Source organism: Streptomyces ficellus, assembly GCF_030406405.1.
In the GTDB taxonomy this organism is placed as follows: domain Bacteria; phylum Actinomycetota; class Actinomycetes; order Streptomycetales; family Streptomycetaceae; genus Streptomyces; species Streptomyces ficellus_B.
The window spans coordinates 1-15032 of the sequence record NZ_JAUEPL010000058.1 but is presented as its reverse complement, the minus strand read 5'-3'; the positions used below and the strand labels follow the sequence as shown (position 1 = coordinate 15032).

General features: G+C 71.3%; 12 protein-coding genes and 1 pseudogene. 3 read left to right on the top strand and 10 right to left on the bottom strand.

Annotated features, from left to right (window positions below; translation table 11 throughout):
• The first annotated feature begins 41 nt into the window (after positions 1-41).
• The gene (locus tag QWM81_RS27370) at positions 42-3062 is read left to right on the top strand and encodes an NACHT domain-containing protein (protein ID WP_290115082.1); all 3021 of its coding nucleotides are present in this window, start codon (positions 42-44) and stop codon (positions 3060-3062) included.
• A 46-nt stretch (positions 3063-3108) separates the two neighbouring features.
• Positions 3109-4680, top strand: coding sequence for a D-alanyl-D-alanine carboxypeptidase/D-alanyl-D-alanine endopeptidase (dacB, locus tag QWM81_RS27365; RefSeq protein ID WP_290115081.1), 1572 nt, complete (start codon positions 3109-3111; stop codon positions 4678-4680).
• Between the two features lie 80 nt (positions 4681-4760).
• Here dacB and QWM81_RS27360 read toward each other — a convergent pair whose 3' ends face one another.
• Positions 4761-7286 carry an ATP-dependent Clp protease ATP-binding subunit gene (locus QWM81_RS27360; RefSeq protein WP_290115080.1) on the bottom strand — a complete coding sequence of 842 codons (2526 nt, stop codon included), beginning with the start codon at positions 7284-7286 and terminating at the stop codon, positions 4761-4763.
• 410 nt (positions 7287-7696) lie between these two features.
• Between QWM81_RS27360 and QWM81_RS27355 the strand changes: the two genes are divergently transcribed.
• A complete protein-coding gene (locus tag QWM81_RS27355; RefSeq protein WP_435372468.1) occupies positions 7697-8374 on the top strand; it encodes an SCO3374 family protein in 678 nt (225 codons plus the stop codon).
• Here QWM81_RS27355 and QWM81_RS27350 read toward each other — a convergent pair.
• From QWM81_RS27350 to QWM81_RS27310, 9 genes and pseudogenes are all read right to left on the bottom strand, one after another.
• Positions 8353-8688, bottom strand: a complete 336-nt coding sequence (locus QWM81_RS27350) for a histone-like nucleoid-structuring protein Lsr2 (RefSeq protein ID WP_290115078.1) — start codon at positions 8686-8688, stop codon at positions 8353-8355. The genes QWM81_RS27355 and QWM81_RS27350 overlap by 22 nt on opposite strands.
• A gap of 144 nt (positions 8689-8832) precedes the next feature.
• A complete protein-coding gene (locus QWM81_RS27345) occupies positions 8833-9414 on the bottom strand; it encodes an amino-acid N-acetyltransferase (RefSeq protein ID WP_290115076.1) in 582 nt (193 codons plus the stop codon).
• Positions 9415-9816: 402 nt separating this feature from the next.
• Positions 9817-10233: pseudogene (locus QWM81_RS27340) on the bottom strand (BlaI/MecI/CopY family transcriptional regulator); the annotation flags it as partial.
• 116 nt (positions 10234-10349) lie between these two features.
• The gene (locus QWM81_RS27335) at positions 10350-10538 is read right to left on the bottom strand and encodes a hypothetical protein (RefSeq protein WP_290115074.1); all 189 of its coding nucleotides are present in this window, start codon (positions 10536-10538) and stop codon (positions 10350-10352) included.
• A 14-nt stretch (positions 10539-10552) separates the two neighbouring features.
• On the bottom strand, positions 10553-11137 hold the full coding sequence (locus QWM81_RS27330) for a hypothetical protein (RefSeq protein WP_290115099.1): 585 nt from the start codon (positions 11135-11137) through the stop codon (positions 10553-10555).
• Between the two features lie 113 nt (positions 11138-11250).
• Positions 11251-12057 (bottom strand): type III pantothenate kinase, encoded by an 807-nt coding sequence (locus tag QWM81_RS27325; RefSeq protein ID WP_290115072.1) that lies wholly within the window; start codon positions 12055-12057, stop codon positions 11251-11253.
• Positions 12057-13076, bottom strand: coding sequence for a carboxylating nicotinate-nucleotide diphosphorylase (nadC, locus tag QWM81_RS27320; protein WP_290115070.1), 1020 nt, complete (start codon positions 13074-13076; stop codon positions 12057-12059). The genes QWM81_RS27325 and nadC overlap by 1 nt, the downstream gene beginning before the upstream one ends.
• 2 nt (positions 13077-13078) lie before the next feature.
• The gene (locus tag QWM81_RS27315) at positions 13079-14776 is read right to left on the bottom strand and encodes an L-aspartate oxidase (protein WP_290115068.1); all 1698 of its coding nucleotides are present in this window, start codon (positions 14774-14776) and stop codon (positions 13079-13081) included.
• The coding region (locus QWM81_RS27310; RefSeq protein WP_290115067.1) for a pantoate--beta-alanine ligase at positions 14773-15032 on the bottom strand (260 nt) is incomplete at its 5' end. The genes QWM81_RS27315 and QWM81_RS27310, both read right to left, overlap by 4 nt.

The following is a 15032-nucleotide window of genomic DNA, read 5'->3' as shown; positions in this document are numbered from 1 at the left end:
GACGCGTCGGCGATCACGCCATGGCCTCCGGGGGGACGCACGTGGATCCAGCACTTATCGGCACACGGCTCGCGTCGAGCGCGATCTCACCGCTGATCAGGAAGCTCCTCGTCCAGGAAGGCCCCGGTGCCGGACTGACCGAGCGACGCGTCCGCCTCTCCGGGCTCGTCTCCTTCCGGGGCGAGAAGCGCACGCTCACCGACCGGGACGTCCGTAAACTCGCGACCACCCTGGTCGGCGACGCCCTCGGCGGGCCCGGCGAGCCACCCTTCCCGCGCGACGAGGCCGAAGCGGTCGCCGACGCCCTCGCCCGTACGCTGCTGGCTCTCGGCGACCTCGACATGGACGACGTCCAAGCCGTCCGCCTCGGCCACCGCGCGCTGGCCGACCGGCTCCGCAGCGCCGCCGGCGCCCAGGGCGACGGGCTCTCGGCCGACTCGGCGCTCTTCCTCGACTCGGTCACCGAGTGGGCCTGCCTGCACATCCTGCACTTCTTCACCCAGCGCTCGACCTTCGTCGCCCGCAGCCTGGTCGAGCAGGCCCGCGGCCAGGCGGAGCTGATCGCGAAGGTCGACGCCCTCATCGCCCGTACGCCACGGCCGTTCGCCCAGGACGCCGCGTTCGAGCGCCGCTACCACGCGTACGTCGCGAAGAAGCACGGCAACCTCACCATCTACGGGATCGACCTGCACAACTCGCCCGACGCCTGGCCGCTGGACGTGGCGTACCTGTCGCTGGAGGCCGACGCGGCCGAAAGGCCGGCCCACGACCGCTTCCCGGCCGGCCTCCCCGCGGACATCCGCAGCGCCCCGGCCGGCCCCCGCCCCGCCGACCAGGCACTCGCCCAGCAGGAACGCGTGCTGCTGCGCGGCGTCGCCGGCTCGGGCAAGACCACGCTGGTGCAGTGGCTCGCGGTCTCCGCGTCCCGCCAGGACCTGGACGAGCGGATGGGCTACCTGCGCGACCGTGTCCCCTTCGTCCTGCCGCTGCGCACCCTCACCCGGCACGGCGAACGGCTCCCGGCCCCCGACCGGTTCCTGGCCGCGGTCGGCTGCCCGCTCGCCCCGCCCGCCGGCTGGGCCGACCGCGTCCTGTCCGCCGGCCGCGGGCTGGTCCTGATCGACGGCATCGACGAGGTGCCCGAGCCCGAGCGGGACCGCACCCGCCGCTGGCTGCGCGACCTCCTCGCCACGTACGACGGCGGCAACCGCTGGCTCGTCACCTCCCGCCCCTCCGCCGTACGCGACGACTGGCTGGCCCCGGACGGCTTCACCGAACTCACGCTCTCGCCGATGAGTCGCGCCGAGGTGACCGCGTTCGTCCGCCGCTGGCACACGGCGGCCGGCCCGGACGCCGAAGCGTACGAACAGCCCCTCCTCGACGCGCTGCGTACCAAGCAGGACCTCGCCCGGCTCGCCACCAACCCCCTGATGTGCGGCCTGATCTGCGCCCTGCACCGCGACCGCCGGGGCTTTCTGCCACGCGGCCGCAAAGCCCTCTACGACGCCGCCCTGGACATGCTTCTCGCCCGCCGCGACCGCGAGCGGGACATGGGCGACCCGACCGGCGTGGACCTCGCCGAGGCGCCGCAGATCCGATTGATCCAGCGGCTCGCGTACTGGCTGACGATCAATGGCCGTACGGAGATGGACCGTTTCCGGGCCGAGACCATCGTGCTCGACGCGATCCCCGCGATCCCGGACGCCGCCGCCATCGGCAAACCGGACGCCGTCTTCCACCACCTGCTCCAGCGCAGCGGCCTGCTCCGCGAACCGGGCCCGGACGCCGTGGACTTCGTCCACCGGACCTTCCAGGACTACCTGGCCGCCAAGGCGATCGTCGACGACTGGCACATCGGCGTCCTGACCGGCCACGCGGGCGACGACCAGTGGGAGGACGTGATCCGCATGGCCGTCGCCCACGCCCGCCCGCGCGAATGCGCCGAGATCTTCACGGAGTTGCTGGCCGCCGCCGACCGCGCCCCCGACCGCCGCGCCCAGCTCCGCATCCTCTTCGTCGCGGCGGCCGCCCTCGAACACGCCACGGAGCTGGACCCGGCCATCCAGCGCACGCTGCTGGACCGCACGGCGCGGCTCATCCCGCCCCGTACGCCGGAGGAGGCCCGCGAACTGGCCACGGTGGGCCCCCTGGTCCTGGACCTCCTGCCGGGCCCGGACGGCCTGGACGACGAACAGGCCCGGATGGCCGTGATCACGGCCACCCACATCACCTCGGACGCGGCCCTGCCCTACCTGGCCCGGTTCACCGGCCATCCCTCACTGAACGTCCGCTCCCAACTGATCTGGGCCTGGTCGCGCTTCGACACGACGTCGTACGCGGAGGAGGTCGTCGCCCGGCTGGATCAAGAGAACCTGGAGTTCACGGTCACCTCCGACGGACAGGTCGAGGAGCTCCTCCGGCTGGACCTGCGGCCCTCCCTGCTCGACATCCGAGAGGAGGTCTCGGACGAGCTGCTGCCCGCGCTCCTCACCGATTGCGCTCCGACCCAACTGAACCTCACGCGCTCGGGAGCGGCTCCGGATCTCCGCTGCCTGTCCTCGCTCACCCGGCTGGAATGGCTGAATATCAACGTGGCGCCGGAAGCGTCCTGGAGCCTCGGCGACCTCCCCGCGGAAGCACCTCTGCGATTCCTGGGCATCCCGTGCTCTCCGGAAGAAGGCCTGCACGGGCTTCACCGCTACCCGACCCTTCGCTCCCTTTCGGTCGACGCTCTAACGGCCGACGACTGGAATGAACTCGCCAGGCTGCCGCACCTGAACAGCCTCAGTTGCGAGGCAGAGGCCCTGTCCTCCTGCCCTTCCGACCTTAGCTTCCCCCGGATCACCCTCGTCCACCTTGCGCTGGATGCAGCCGATCCATCATGGCGACGGCTGACCGAGATGTTCCCCAACGTCCAGTCACTGAGCCTGCACGCCTTCAGCCCAGGCCCGCTCGACACCTCACCTCTGGCAGACCTGCCATGCCTGAAGTGGGTCCACGCCCTCGGCGTCGAACTCACCGGCACCGAACACCTCTCCCCCACCATCCGCATCCTCACCTGAGCACGCCTCCTTCCCACCCCCTCCCCGCTCCGTCATCCTCCTCCCCATGAGCAGACACGTGACGCGCGTGACCGCCCTCGCCATCGGGCTCGCCGCCCTTCTCGCGGGGAGCGCCCTTCCCGCCGGCGCGGGGCCCTCCGACACCGGGCTCAAGGGCGCCATCGACACGATCCTCACCGACCCACGACTGGACGGCGGCGCCGTGAGCGTCGTCGTGGCGGACGCGGGCACCGAGGAGACCCTCTACCAGCGCGACAGCGGCGACCGGCTCATGCCGGCGTCCAACACCAAGCTCGCCACCTCCGTCGCCGCCATGGCGCTGCTCGGCCCCGAGTACCGCTTCCGTACGGAGGTGCTGTCCACCGCCCGCCCCCGGGGTGGTGTGCTGCACGGGGACCTGTACCTGCGCGGTACGGGTGACCCCACCACCCTCGCCAAGGACTACGACCGGCTCGCGGCCCAGGTCGCCGCGTCCGGCGTCCGGCGGGTCGCCGGGCGGGTCGTCGCCGACGACACCCGGTTCGACACCAACCGCCTGGGCCGTTCCTGGGCGGCCGACGACGAGTCGTCGTACTACTCCGCGCAGATCTCGCCCCTCACGCTCGCCCCCGACACCGACTACGACTCCGGAACGGTCGTCGTCGAGACCACCCCGGCCGCCCGGGCGGGCGCGAGGCCGCGGGTCGCCCTCACTCCCGCCACCGACTACGTACGCGTGGACAACCGCGCCACCACCGTCCCCGCCGGCCGGCCCGGCACCCTGACGGTCGAGCGGGAGCACGGCACGAACACGATCGTGGTCAGCGGCGAGGTCCCGGTGGGCGCGGCGGCCACCAAGGAGTGGATCACCGTCTGGGAGCCGACCGGCTACGCCGCCGCCGTCTTCGCCGCCGCCCTCGCCGCCCATGGCGTACGGGTGTCGGGGCCGCCCCGCCTGGGGGTTCGGACGCCAGCCGACGCCAAGGTCGTCGCCACGCACAGCTCCATGCCGCTCAAGGCGCTGATGCACCCGTTCATGAAGCTGTCCAACAACATGCACGCCGAGGCGCTCACCAAGACCATCGGGTACGAGACGTCCGGCCGGGGCACCTGGAGCGCGGGGCTCGCCGCGATCGGCACGTATCTGGCGAAGGAAGGCCTCCGCACATCCACCGTCCGCCAGGTCGACGGCTCCGGCCTGTCGCGGATGAACCTCTTCCCCGCCGCCCAGCTCACCCGCCTCCTCCTCGCCGTGCAGGACGCCCCCTGGTACGCCGACTGGCACGCCTCCCTCCCCGTCGCCTGCGCCCCGGACCGCGCCACCGGCGGCACCCTGCGCACCCGGATGTGCGGCACCCCGGCCGCCCTGAACGCCCACGCCAAGACGGGCTCCCTGACGGGCGCCTCGGGCCTGTCCGGGTACGTCACGGACGCGGGCGGGCGCCGCCTGGTCTACTCGATCGTCCTCAACAACTACCTGGCCTCCTCGGTGAAGAGCATCGAGGACGCGATCGTCGTGACACTGGCCCGGTCCGACACGGCCAAGGGCGCGGTCACCACCGTCTCACCGCACCGCACCCGGGCCTCCGAGACGCCCGCCGACCTCGAATGCTCCTGGCGGAAGCCACGGGACTGCTGAGGGAGGGCACGGCAAAGGGGCTGCCCCGTACGGGACAGCCCCTTCAGCACGCGCTGGTACGCGCTCGCACGCGCTAGTGGTTACGCGTCCTTCGAGAGGTTCGGACCGGCGCCGCCGGCGGCCTGCTCGATCGGCGGAACGTCCGGCAGAGCCGACTTCTCCTCGCCGCGGAAGGTGAACTTCTTCTCCTCACCCTCGCCCTCGGTGTCCACGACCACGATGTGACCGGGGCGCAGCTCGCCGAAGAGGATCTTCTCCGAGAGCACGTCCTCGATCTCACGCTGGATCGTCCGGCGCAGCGGCCGGGCGCCCATCACCGGGTCGTAACCGTGCTTCGCCAGGAGCTCCTTCGCGGACCCGCTGAGCTCGATGCCCATGTCGCGGTCCTTCAGGCGCTCGTCCACCTTCGCGATCATCAGGTCGACGATCTGGATGATGTCTTCCTGGCTGAGCTGGTGGAAGACGACCGTGTCGTCGACGCGGTTGAGGAACTCGGGGCGGAAGTGCTGCTTCAGCTCTTCGTTGACCTTCGCCTTCATCCGGTCGTAACCGGTCTTGACGTCGCCCTGTGCCGCGAAGCCCAGGTTGAAGCCCTTCGAGATGTCCCGGGTCCCGAGGTTGGTCGTCATGATGATGACCGTGTTCTTGAAGTCCACGACCCGGCCCTGGGAGTCGGTCAGGCGACCGTCCTCCAGGATCTGGAGAAGGGAATTGAAGATATCGGGGTGGGCCTTCTCGACCTCGTCGAAGAGGACGACGGAGAACGGCTTGCGGCGCACCTTCTCGGTGAGCTGGCCACCCTCTTCATAACCCACGTATCCGGGCGGGGAACCGAAGAGGCGGGAAACCGTGTGCTTCTCGCTGAACTCCGACATGTCGAGGGAGATCATCGCGTCCTCGTCGCCGAAGAGGAATTCGGCGAGCGTCTTGGACAGCTCGGTCTTACCGACACCGGACGGGCCGGCGAAGATGAACGAGCCACCGGGACGCTTCGGGTCCTTCAGGCCGGCGCGCGTACGGCGGATCGCCTGCGACAGGGCCCTGATGGCGTCCTTCTGGCCGATGACGCGCTTGTGGAGCTCGTCCTCCATGCGGAGCAGACGCGAGGACTCCTCCTCGGTCAGCTTGAAGACCGGGATGCCGGTGGCGGTCGCGAGGACCTCGGCGATCAGCTCGCCGTCGACCTCGGCGACGACGTCCATGTCGCCGGCCTTCCACTCCTTCTCCCGCTTGGCCTTCGCCGCCAGCAGCTGCTTCTCCTTGTCGCGGAGAGACGCCGCCTTCTCGAAGTCCTGGGAGTCGATCGCGGACTCCTTGTCCCGGCGGACGGCCGCGATCTTCTCGTCGAACTCGCGGAGGTCCGGCGGCGCGGTCATCCGGCGGATGCGCATCCGGGAACCGGCCTCGTCGATCAGGTCGATCGCCTTGTCCGGCAGGAAGCGGTCCGAGATGTAACGGTCGGCCAGGGTGGCGGCCTGGACCAGTGCCTCGTCCGTGATGGAGACCCGGTGGTGGGCCTCGTAACGGTCGCGCAGGCCCTTGAGGATCTCGATGGTGTGCGGCAGCGACGGCTCCGCGACCTGGATGGGCTGGAAGCGGCGCTCCAGGGCCGCGTCCTTCTCCAGGTACTTGCGGTACTCGTCCAGCGTCGTGGCGCCGATGGTCTGCAGCTCACCACGGGCCAGCATCGGCTTCAGGATGCTCGCGGCGTCGATCGCGCCCTCGGCGGCACCCGCACCCACCAGGGTGTGGAGCTCGTCGATGAACAGGATGATGTCGCCGCGGGTGCGGATCTCCTTGAGCACCTTCTTCAGGCGCTCCTCGAAGTCACCGCGGTACCGGGAGCCGGCGACGAGCGCGCCCAGGTCGAGGGTGTAGAGGTGCTTGTCCTTCAGGGTCTCGGGCACCTCGCCCTTGACGATGGCCTGCGCCAGGCCCTCGACGACCGCCGTCTTGCCGACGCCGGGCTCGCCGATGAGGACCGGGTTGTTCTTGGTCCGGCGGGACAGCACCTGCATGACCCGCTCGATCTCCTTCTCGCGCCCGATGACGGGGTCGAGCTTGGACTCACGAGCGGCCTGGGTGAGGTTCCGGCCGAACTGGTCGAGGACCAGGGACGTCGAGGGGGTGCCCTCGGCAGGACCGCCGGCCGTGGCGGCTTCCTTGCCCTGATAGCCGGAGAGCAGCTGGATGACCTGCTGCCGCACCCGGTTGAGATCGGCGCCCAGCTTCACGAGGACCTGGGCGGCGACGCCCTCGCCCTCGCGGATCAGGCCGAGCAGGATGTGCTCGGTGCCGATGTAGTTGTGGCCGAGCTGAAGGGCCTCGCGGAGCGACAGCTCCAGGACCTTCTTGGCACGGGGCGTGAAGGGGATGTGCCCGGACGGGGCCTGCTGGCCCTGGCCGATGATCTCCTCCACCTGCTGGCGGACCGCCTCGAGCGAAATCCCGAGGCTCTCCAGGGCCTTAGCGGCGACACCCTCACCCTCGTGGATAAGGCCCAGGAGGATGTGCTCGGTGCCGATGTAGTTGTGGTTGAGCATCCGGGCTTCTTCCTGAGCCAGGACGACAACCCGCCGCGCGCGGTCGGTGAACCTCTCGAACATCGTTAATCGCTCCTCAGAGCGGTCAGGCAGTAGAGGGGTCGGTCCCCTCCCTGTCCTTCCGCAGCTTAGTCCCGCAAGCGGGGACCGCTCATTCCAACTGCCGACACCCGTCTCTGGCCTCCTGACCCGAACGCCGACAAATGCTCCAACCCGATGGTGCGAGACGATGTTCCCGCAGGCCAAGGACTTAGCCTCACCAGCACTACGCCGATGGCGAACGTGAGACGCCCCAGACCGCGTGTCGCCCCTCCCCACCTAGGAATGTCTTACCCGTAAGCACTGACACTCCATGCGGCGTACCCCGGTTCCCTCAGCTACGGGCGAACACCCTTGCGCTGCGCAGTGCGCCCGTACGCCCCCATTTTCCCTACGCACCGCAATCGATCACTGACCGTGCGTAACCTGGCCCGATGGTCACGAGTTCCCCGGACATGACACTCACCGCCCCGCTCTCGCTGCCGCTGCCTTCGCCGCGCACGCCGCTCGACGGCGGCGGAAAGGGCGATGGCGGCCGCGGCGGTGGCTGCGGCGCGGACCCCGCCATGGTGGCGCGGTGGTACGAGGACGAGCTCCGCTGGGCGACGGCGGATGGACGGGACGGGGCGCCGGTGCGGTTGCTCACGGGGCTCCGCTTCGACGTGCTGGAGCTGCCTGCCGCCGCCGGGTTCGCCGTGCTGCGGCGGCTGGGCGGCAGCCAATGGCCGGTCGCCCTCGCGGGCCCGAGGATGCGGCTGCTGGTGGCCGCGGGCAGCGCGGACGAGCTGCCGGGGCTGCTGGACTGGCTGGAGTGGGGCGGGATCGCCCTCGATCTGGCGGCGCTGGGCGCGGGTGGCCGGATGACCGCTCCGATTCCCCCAGGATGGAGCGGATCCGGCTCACCCGGCGCCGCCGTATGGCTGCGCCCCCCCGAGCCCGGGCGCGAAGTCGAGCCGACGCTTCCGGCCTTGCCGGCCCTGGGCGCGGGCATCGGCGTACGAGGCGGTGCGGGTGCCCCCAGCCTCGTACGACTGGTGGACGCGGCGGCATCGGAATGTCACCGGGTCCGATTGCTGGGCGCGGAAGGCGCTCAGCGGTTGGCGTCCTCGTAAGCCTTCTTGATATCGGCGGGCACGCGGCCGCGGTCGTTCACGTTGTAGCCATTCTCCTTGGCCCACGCGCGGATCTTCGCGGTGTCGGGGCTGCCACCCGCGGCGACCCGGCCCTTGCCACGGCTGGTCGCGGCACGGCCGCCGGTGCGGCGGCCGTTCTTGGTGTACGGCTCCAGCAGGCTACGAAGCTTCTCCGCATTCGCGGTGGTGAGGTCGATCTCGTAGGTCTTGCCGTCCAGAGCGAACGTCACCGTCTCGTCCGCCTCGCCACCGTCGAGGTCGTCGACAAGAAGGACCTGAACCTTCTGTGCCACCGGATTTCCTTTCATCGAAAATGCAGTACGCGGAAAGGAAACCGCTTTTCTCTGGAAAACACAAACCCCTGGGAGAGGTTCAGATCCGCGAGAACGCGGGAAACGTGCGCGATTCGGACATAGGGATCGCCGCGCTTGGGCGGATCACAGGTGCAGAAGCATCCGGCTGTTGCCCAAGGTGTTCGGCTTCACCCGTTCGAGACCGAGGAACTCGGCGACGCCCTCGTCATAGGAACGCAGGAGCTCGGCGTAGACGTCTCCGTCCACCGGCGTCTCACCGATCTCGACGAACCCGTGCTTCGCGAAGAAGTCGACTTCGAAGGTCAGGCAGAAAACCCGGCGGACACCGAGCCAGCGGGCGGTGTGCAGCAACTTGTCGAGCACGTGATGTCCGACGCCGGCGCCCTTGAAGTCGGGGTCGACGGCGAGAGTGCGCACTTCGGCGAGGTCTTCCCACATCACGTGCAGTGCGCCGCAACCGACGACGGTGCCGTCCTCATCGCGTTCCGCGACCCAGAACTCCTGGATGTCCTCGTAAAGCGTCACCGTCGCTTTGTCGAGCAGGATGCCCGCCTTGACGTACGGATCGACCAGTCGGCGGACCGCCTGCACATCGCTGGTCCTGGCCCGGCGTACGGTCACGGCTTTCGACGCGGCGGCCTCGGGGCGCGCGGGCGTCTGCGGGGGCGTCTGCGGGGACGGGGGCGGAAGCTCGGAGGACGGCATGGCTGGACGCTATCGCCCCGCGTCCGCCCCCCGGCCGCCGGCCTGGCCGCCCGGTCCGGGCGGAGGGTGCGGGGCCCGTGAGGGCGGTTCGGCGGGGAGTTTCGCCGGGGGGTGCGCGGGGGTTTTGGCGGAGGGTGCGACGGGTGCTTCGGCGGGGGTATTGGCGGAGGGTCCGGTGGGCGGATCGGCAGGGGGTTCCCTCGTGGGTTCCGTCGGATGTTCCCTCTGGGGTTCCGTCGGCTGTTCCGTTGTGGGTTCCTGCGGCTGTTCCGTCCGGCGTTCCGTCCGGCGTTCCGTCCGCTGTTCCGTCGGCTGTTCCGTCCGGTGTTCCGTTGGTTGTTCTTCCGGTGCCACTTCGCGAGGCGGTTCCTGAGAGCGTTCTCCAGAACCTTCCCGGAGTTGTTCGGACGCCTCCGCCGGGACGGGCACGGGGGACTCTTCGGCGGGGTCTTCGGGAGTGTCCCGTTGCACTACCCGGATCGCGTCCTGGAGTGCCTCTCGCTGCTCCGGCGACATCATGCCGAAGAACGCCACGAGTGCGGCGGCGGGGTTGTCGCTCTTCGACCAGGCTTCGTTCATCAGTGCGGCCGAGTAGGCGGCCCGGGTGGAGACCGCCGTATATCGATAGGCGCGGCCGGAGACTTCCCGGCGCACCCAGCCCTTCTGATGGAGATTGTCCATTACGGTCATGACGGTGGTGTAGGCGATGGACCGTTCCCGCTGGAGATCCTCCAGGACTTCCCGGACGGTGACGGGCCGGTTCCATTGCCAGACGCGCGACATGACGGCGTCTTCCAGCTCTCCCAATTGACGGGGCACATCGCCACCATAGTGGGAGAAGTCGCCGATAGCTGACTATTGGCGACAAAAAGGGCGTACGACAGAAGCTGTCGTACGCCCTTCACGCGGGGGTGGCGCCGGAGGTGCCGGGGAGGTCAGGCCTGGCCGGGGCCGGTGGCCCCGTCCGCCTGGCGGGTGGCCTCGGCACGCGCGAGCGCCGCGTCCACGGCCGCGTCCTCCTTGGTCTTGTTGGGGCCGCCCTGGCTCTTGACGATCGTCACGACGAGGCCGATGAAGAAGGCGGCCATCACGACGGGGGGCAGGAGCGCGGATACGTATTCCATGGCGTCCAGAGTAGCTAGCCGGCCGCCCGTTCCTCGGGTGGGGGCGCGGTGGGGCGGCGGCGGGGCGGGAAGACCTCGGAGGGCTTGGGCACCGGGCGGTCGGCCGGCGGTGGTGACGGCTTGGGTGACGTGGGCCGGGGTGCGGGCCGCGGCTTGGACTCGTCCCCCTCGCCGGTGCGGCCGCCGGGAAGGGCGAGGAGCCGGGTGCGCGGGCCGGGGGTGACGTGCCGCCCGGCGAGGCGGGCCCGCACGGAGTGCTCGGCCAGCACCTGGCAGCGCGCCAGGAGCGCGGCGCCGACGAGCGTGCCACGGAGGGTGCGCAGGGCGGCGAGGTCCTCCGGGCGGGGGTCGTAGCCGGCGGCCAGGGCGTCCTGGAGCAGCTCCAGGTAGCCGGGGGCCGAGCCGGGCAGGGCGTCGCGGTAGCGGGCGAGGTCGGCGAGGAGGAAGGCCCGCATCCGGCCGGCCTCGCGGACCGCCTCGTCCACGGAGCCGGCGAGGCGCAGGCAGTCCTGCACGTCTTCGTCGTCGAGGGGGGTGGGGTGGAGGGCATGGGCGAGGGCGCGTCGGAGCACACGCAGCTCGTCTGCGCCGAACGCCAGGCCGCCGCGGGATCCGTATGGCGTGGGCATGGCCCCGACGATACGTGCTAATCGGACAAACTTCACTTAACAGACGACTCGGGCGCGTTGCCCTTCCGCCCCCGCCGGCGCGGCTACATGCGCGAGATGTTGCGTTCGTAGACCAGGCGGAGGCCGATCAGGGTCAGCCAGGGCTCGTGTTCGTCGATTTCCATGGCTTCGCCCAGGACCATCGGGGCCAGCCCGCCCGTCGCGATGACCGTGACATCGGCCGGGTCGCCGGCCGGGCCGACGAGTTCGCGCTTCATACGGCTGACGATCCCGTCGACCTGGCCCGCGAAGCCGTACACGATGCCCGCCTGCATCGCCTCGACCGTGTTCTTGCCGATCACGCTGCGCGGGCGGGCCAGTTCGATCTTGCGGAGCTGGGCGCCCTTGACGCCGAGCGCCTCGACCGAGATCTCGATACCGGGGGCGATCACGCCGCCGATGTACTCACCGCGCGCGCTGACCGGGTCGAACGTGGTCGCCGTACCGAAGTCGACGACGATCGCCGGGCCCCCGTACAGCTCGCTGGCCGCGGCCGCGTTGACGATGCGGTCCGCGCCGACCTCTTTGGGGTTGTCCGTGAGGATCGGCACGCCGGTCTTGATGCCGGGCTCGACCAGGACGGCCGGCACGTCGCCGTAGTACCGGCGCGTGACCTCGCGCAACTCGTGCAGGACGGAGGGGACCGTCGAGCAGATCGCGATGCCCTCGATGCCGTCGCCCAGTTCGTCACCGAGCAGCGGGTGCATGCCCATCAGGCCCTGGAGGAGCACCGCGAGCTCGTCGGCGGTGCGGCGGGCGTCGGTGGAGATGCGCCAGTGCTCGACGATGTCCTCGCCGTCGAACAGGCCGAGGACGGTGTGGGTGTTGCCCGCGTCAATGGTGAGCAGCATCAGCCCTGCTCCGCCTCTCGCAGGTCCAGGCCGATGTCCAGGATCGGCGAGGAGTGGGTGAGCGCGCCCACCGCGAGGTAGTCGACGCCGGTCGCGGCGTACGCGGCGGCGTTGTCCAGCGTCAGGCGGCCGGAGGACTCCAGGGCAGCGCGGCCGGCGACGATCGCGACGGCCTCCTGGGTCTCGGCGGGTGTGAAGTTGTCCAGCAGGATCAGGTCGGCGCCCGCCTCCAGGACCTCGCGGACCTGGTGGAGGGTGTCCACCTCCACCTCGATCGGTACGTCGGGGAAGGCCTCCCGTACCGCCTTGAATGCCTGCGCCACACCGCCCGCCGCCACCACGTGGTTGTCCTTGACCAGCGCGGCGTCGGACAGGGACATGCGGTGGTTGACGCCGCCGCCGCAGCGCACCGCGTACTTCTCCAGGGCGCGCAGGCCGGGCGTGGTCTTGCGGGTGTCCCGGACCTTCGCCTTGTAGCCCTCCAACGCGTCCGCCCACGCGCGCGTGGCGGTGGCGATGCCGGACAGGCGGCACATGATGTTCAGGGCGCTGCGCTCGCCGGTGAGCAGGTCACGGGTGCGGGTGGTGACCGACAGCAGCTTCTGGCCCGCCTCGACCCGGTCGCCGTCCGCCACGTGCCGCTCGACCGCGAACTCCTCCGTGCAGACGATCGAGAGGATCGCCTCCGCGACGTGGATGCCGGCGACGACGCCGGCCTCGCGGGCGGTGAAGTCGGCGGTGGCGACGGCGTCCTCGGGGACGGTCGCGGTGGTCGTCACGTCCACGCCGCCGTCCAGGTCCTCCTCGATCGCGCGGTACGCCACGTCCTCGACGAGTACGGGGTCGAGGCCGGCGTTCACCAGCAGCGCGGCGAGCGCGGGGTCGAGGCCGCACTCGTACACCTCGCCGTCGTCACCGTCCGCGCAACCGCAGGCGTCGCCACAGCCCTGGGCGGCGGGGGCGCCGATATTGATCAGGGGTACGTCCACGGGCTGCGGGCGTTCTTCGGGCGTGCTCACGGTTACGGCTCCCTGGGGGCGTCGGCGTCGGTCGGGGGGAAGTCTTGGGTGTCGGTGGGGCGGACGTCCAGGCTCCGGTCCGGGGCGAGGCGTACGACGAGGTGGCGGCGCCAGGCGGTGTCGTCGCGGTCGGGGCGGTCCTCGCGCCAGTGGCAGCCGCGGGTCTCCTCACGGCGCAGGGCGGCGGCGACCAGGACGCGGGCCACGCACAGCAGGTTGGTGGTCTCCCAGGACTCGACGCCCGGCTCGGCGGCCTTGTAGTCGCCGTTGACGGCCTCCCCGTGGATGGCCTCCAGCCGTTCGGCCGCCTCGGCGAGGCTGGCGGCGGAGCGCAGCACCCCGGCGCCGGTGGTCATGACGTGCTGGACGCGGGCGCGGGCGGCCGGGTCCAGGAGCGGCAGGGCGGTGGGGGCGGGGTGCGGGGCGGGGGCGCCCGCGCGGGCGCCCCCGCGCCCGGCGTTGGCCGCGATGTCGTCGGCGATGCGCTCGGCGAAGACCAGGCCCTCCAGGAGGGAGTTCGACGCGAGCCGGTTCGCGCCGTGCACGCCCGTGCAGGCGACCTCGCCGCACGCGTACAGGCCGGGCACGGTGGTGCGGCCGTGCAGGTCCGTGCGGACGCCGCCGGACGCGTAGTGGGCGGCCGGGGCGACCGGGATCGGCTCGGTGACCGGGTCGATGCCGTGCGCGCGGCAGGCGGCGAGGATCGTCGGGAAGCGGGAGGCCCACATGTCGGCGCCGAAGTGCCGGGCGTCCAGGTACATGTGCTGGGTGCCCTGCTCCCGCATGCGGCGCATGATGCCCTTGGCGACGATGTCGCGCGGGGCGAGCTCGGCCAGCTCGTGCTGGCCGGCCATGAACCGCACGCCGTCCGCGTCGACGAGGTGGGCGCCCTCGCCCCGTACCGCCTCCGACACCAGTGGCTGCTGGCCCTCGGCGTCCGGGCCGAGGAACAGGACGGTGGGGTGGAACTGCACGAACTCCAGGTCGCTGACCTCCGCGCCGGCGCGCAGCGCGAGCGCGACGCCGTCGCCGGTGGAGACGGCCGGATTGGTGGTGGCGGAGAACACCTGGCCCATGCCGCCGGTGGCGAGGACGACCGCCGGGGCGTGGACCGCCCCGACGCCGTCGTGCTGGCCCTCGCCCATGACGTGCAGGGTGACACCGGCCGTACGGCCCTGGGCGTCGGTGAGGAGGTCCAGGACGAGGGCGTTCTCGATGGTGCGTACGGCGCGTTCGCGGACCGCGTCGACCAGGGCGCGGGAGATCTCGGCGCCCGTCGCGTCGCCGCCGGCGTGCGCGATGCGGCGGCGGTGGTGGCCGCCCTCGCGGGTGAGCTCGATGGCGCCGGCCTCGTCGGTGTCGAAGCGGGCGCCGGTCTCGATCAGGCGGCGTACGGCGTCGGGACCCTCGGTGACCAGGAGCCGTACGGCTTCCTCGTCGCACAGGCCCGCGCCCGCGACGAGCGTGTCGTCAAGGTGCTGCTCGGGGGTGTCGCCCTCGCCGAGCGCCGCCGCGATGCCGCCCTGCGCCCAGCGCGTGGAGCCGTCGTCCAGGCGGGCCTTGGTGACGACGACCGTGCGCAGCCCGGCGGCCGTGCAGCGCAGGGCGGCGGTCAGGCCCGCGACGCCGGAGCCGACCACGACGACGTCGGCGTCGATCGCCCAGCCGGGGGCGGGGGCCTGGAGGCGTATGCCGGTCATGCGGGGGCTCCGAAGGTGAGGGGGAGGTTGTCGATGAGCCGTGTGGTGCCGACGTGCGCGGCCACGGCGAGGATCGCCTCGCCGGTGTGGTCGTCGGGGACCTCGGTGAAGTCGTCGGGGTCCACCAGGGCCAGGTAGTCGAGGCGCAGGGGCGGGTGGGCCTTGGCCGCGTCGTCGAGTACCGCGCGGGCGGCGGCGCGAACCGCGTCGGCGCCGCCCGGGGCGGCGGCGGCCACCGCGTGGGCGTCGGCGGCCG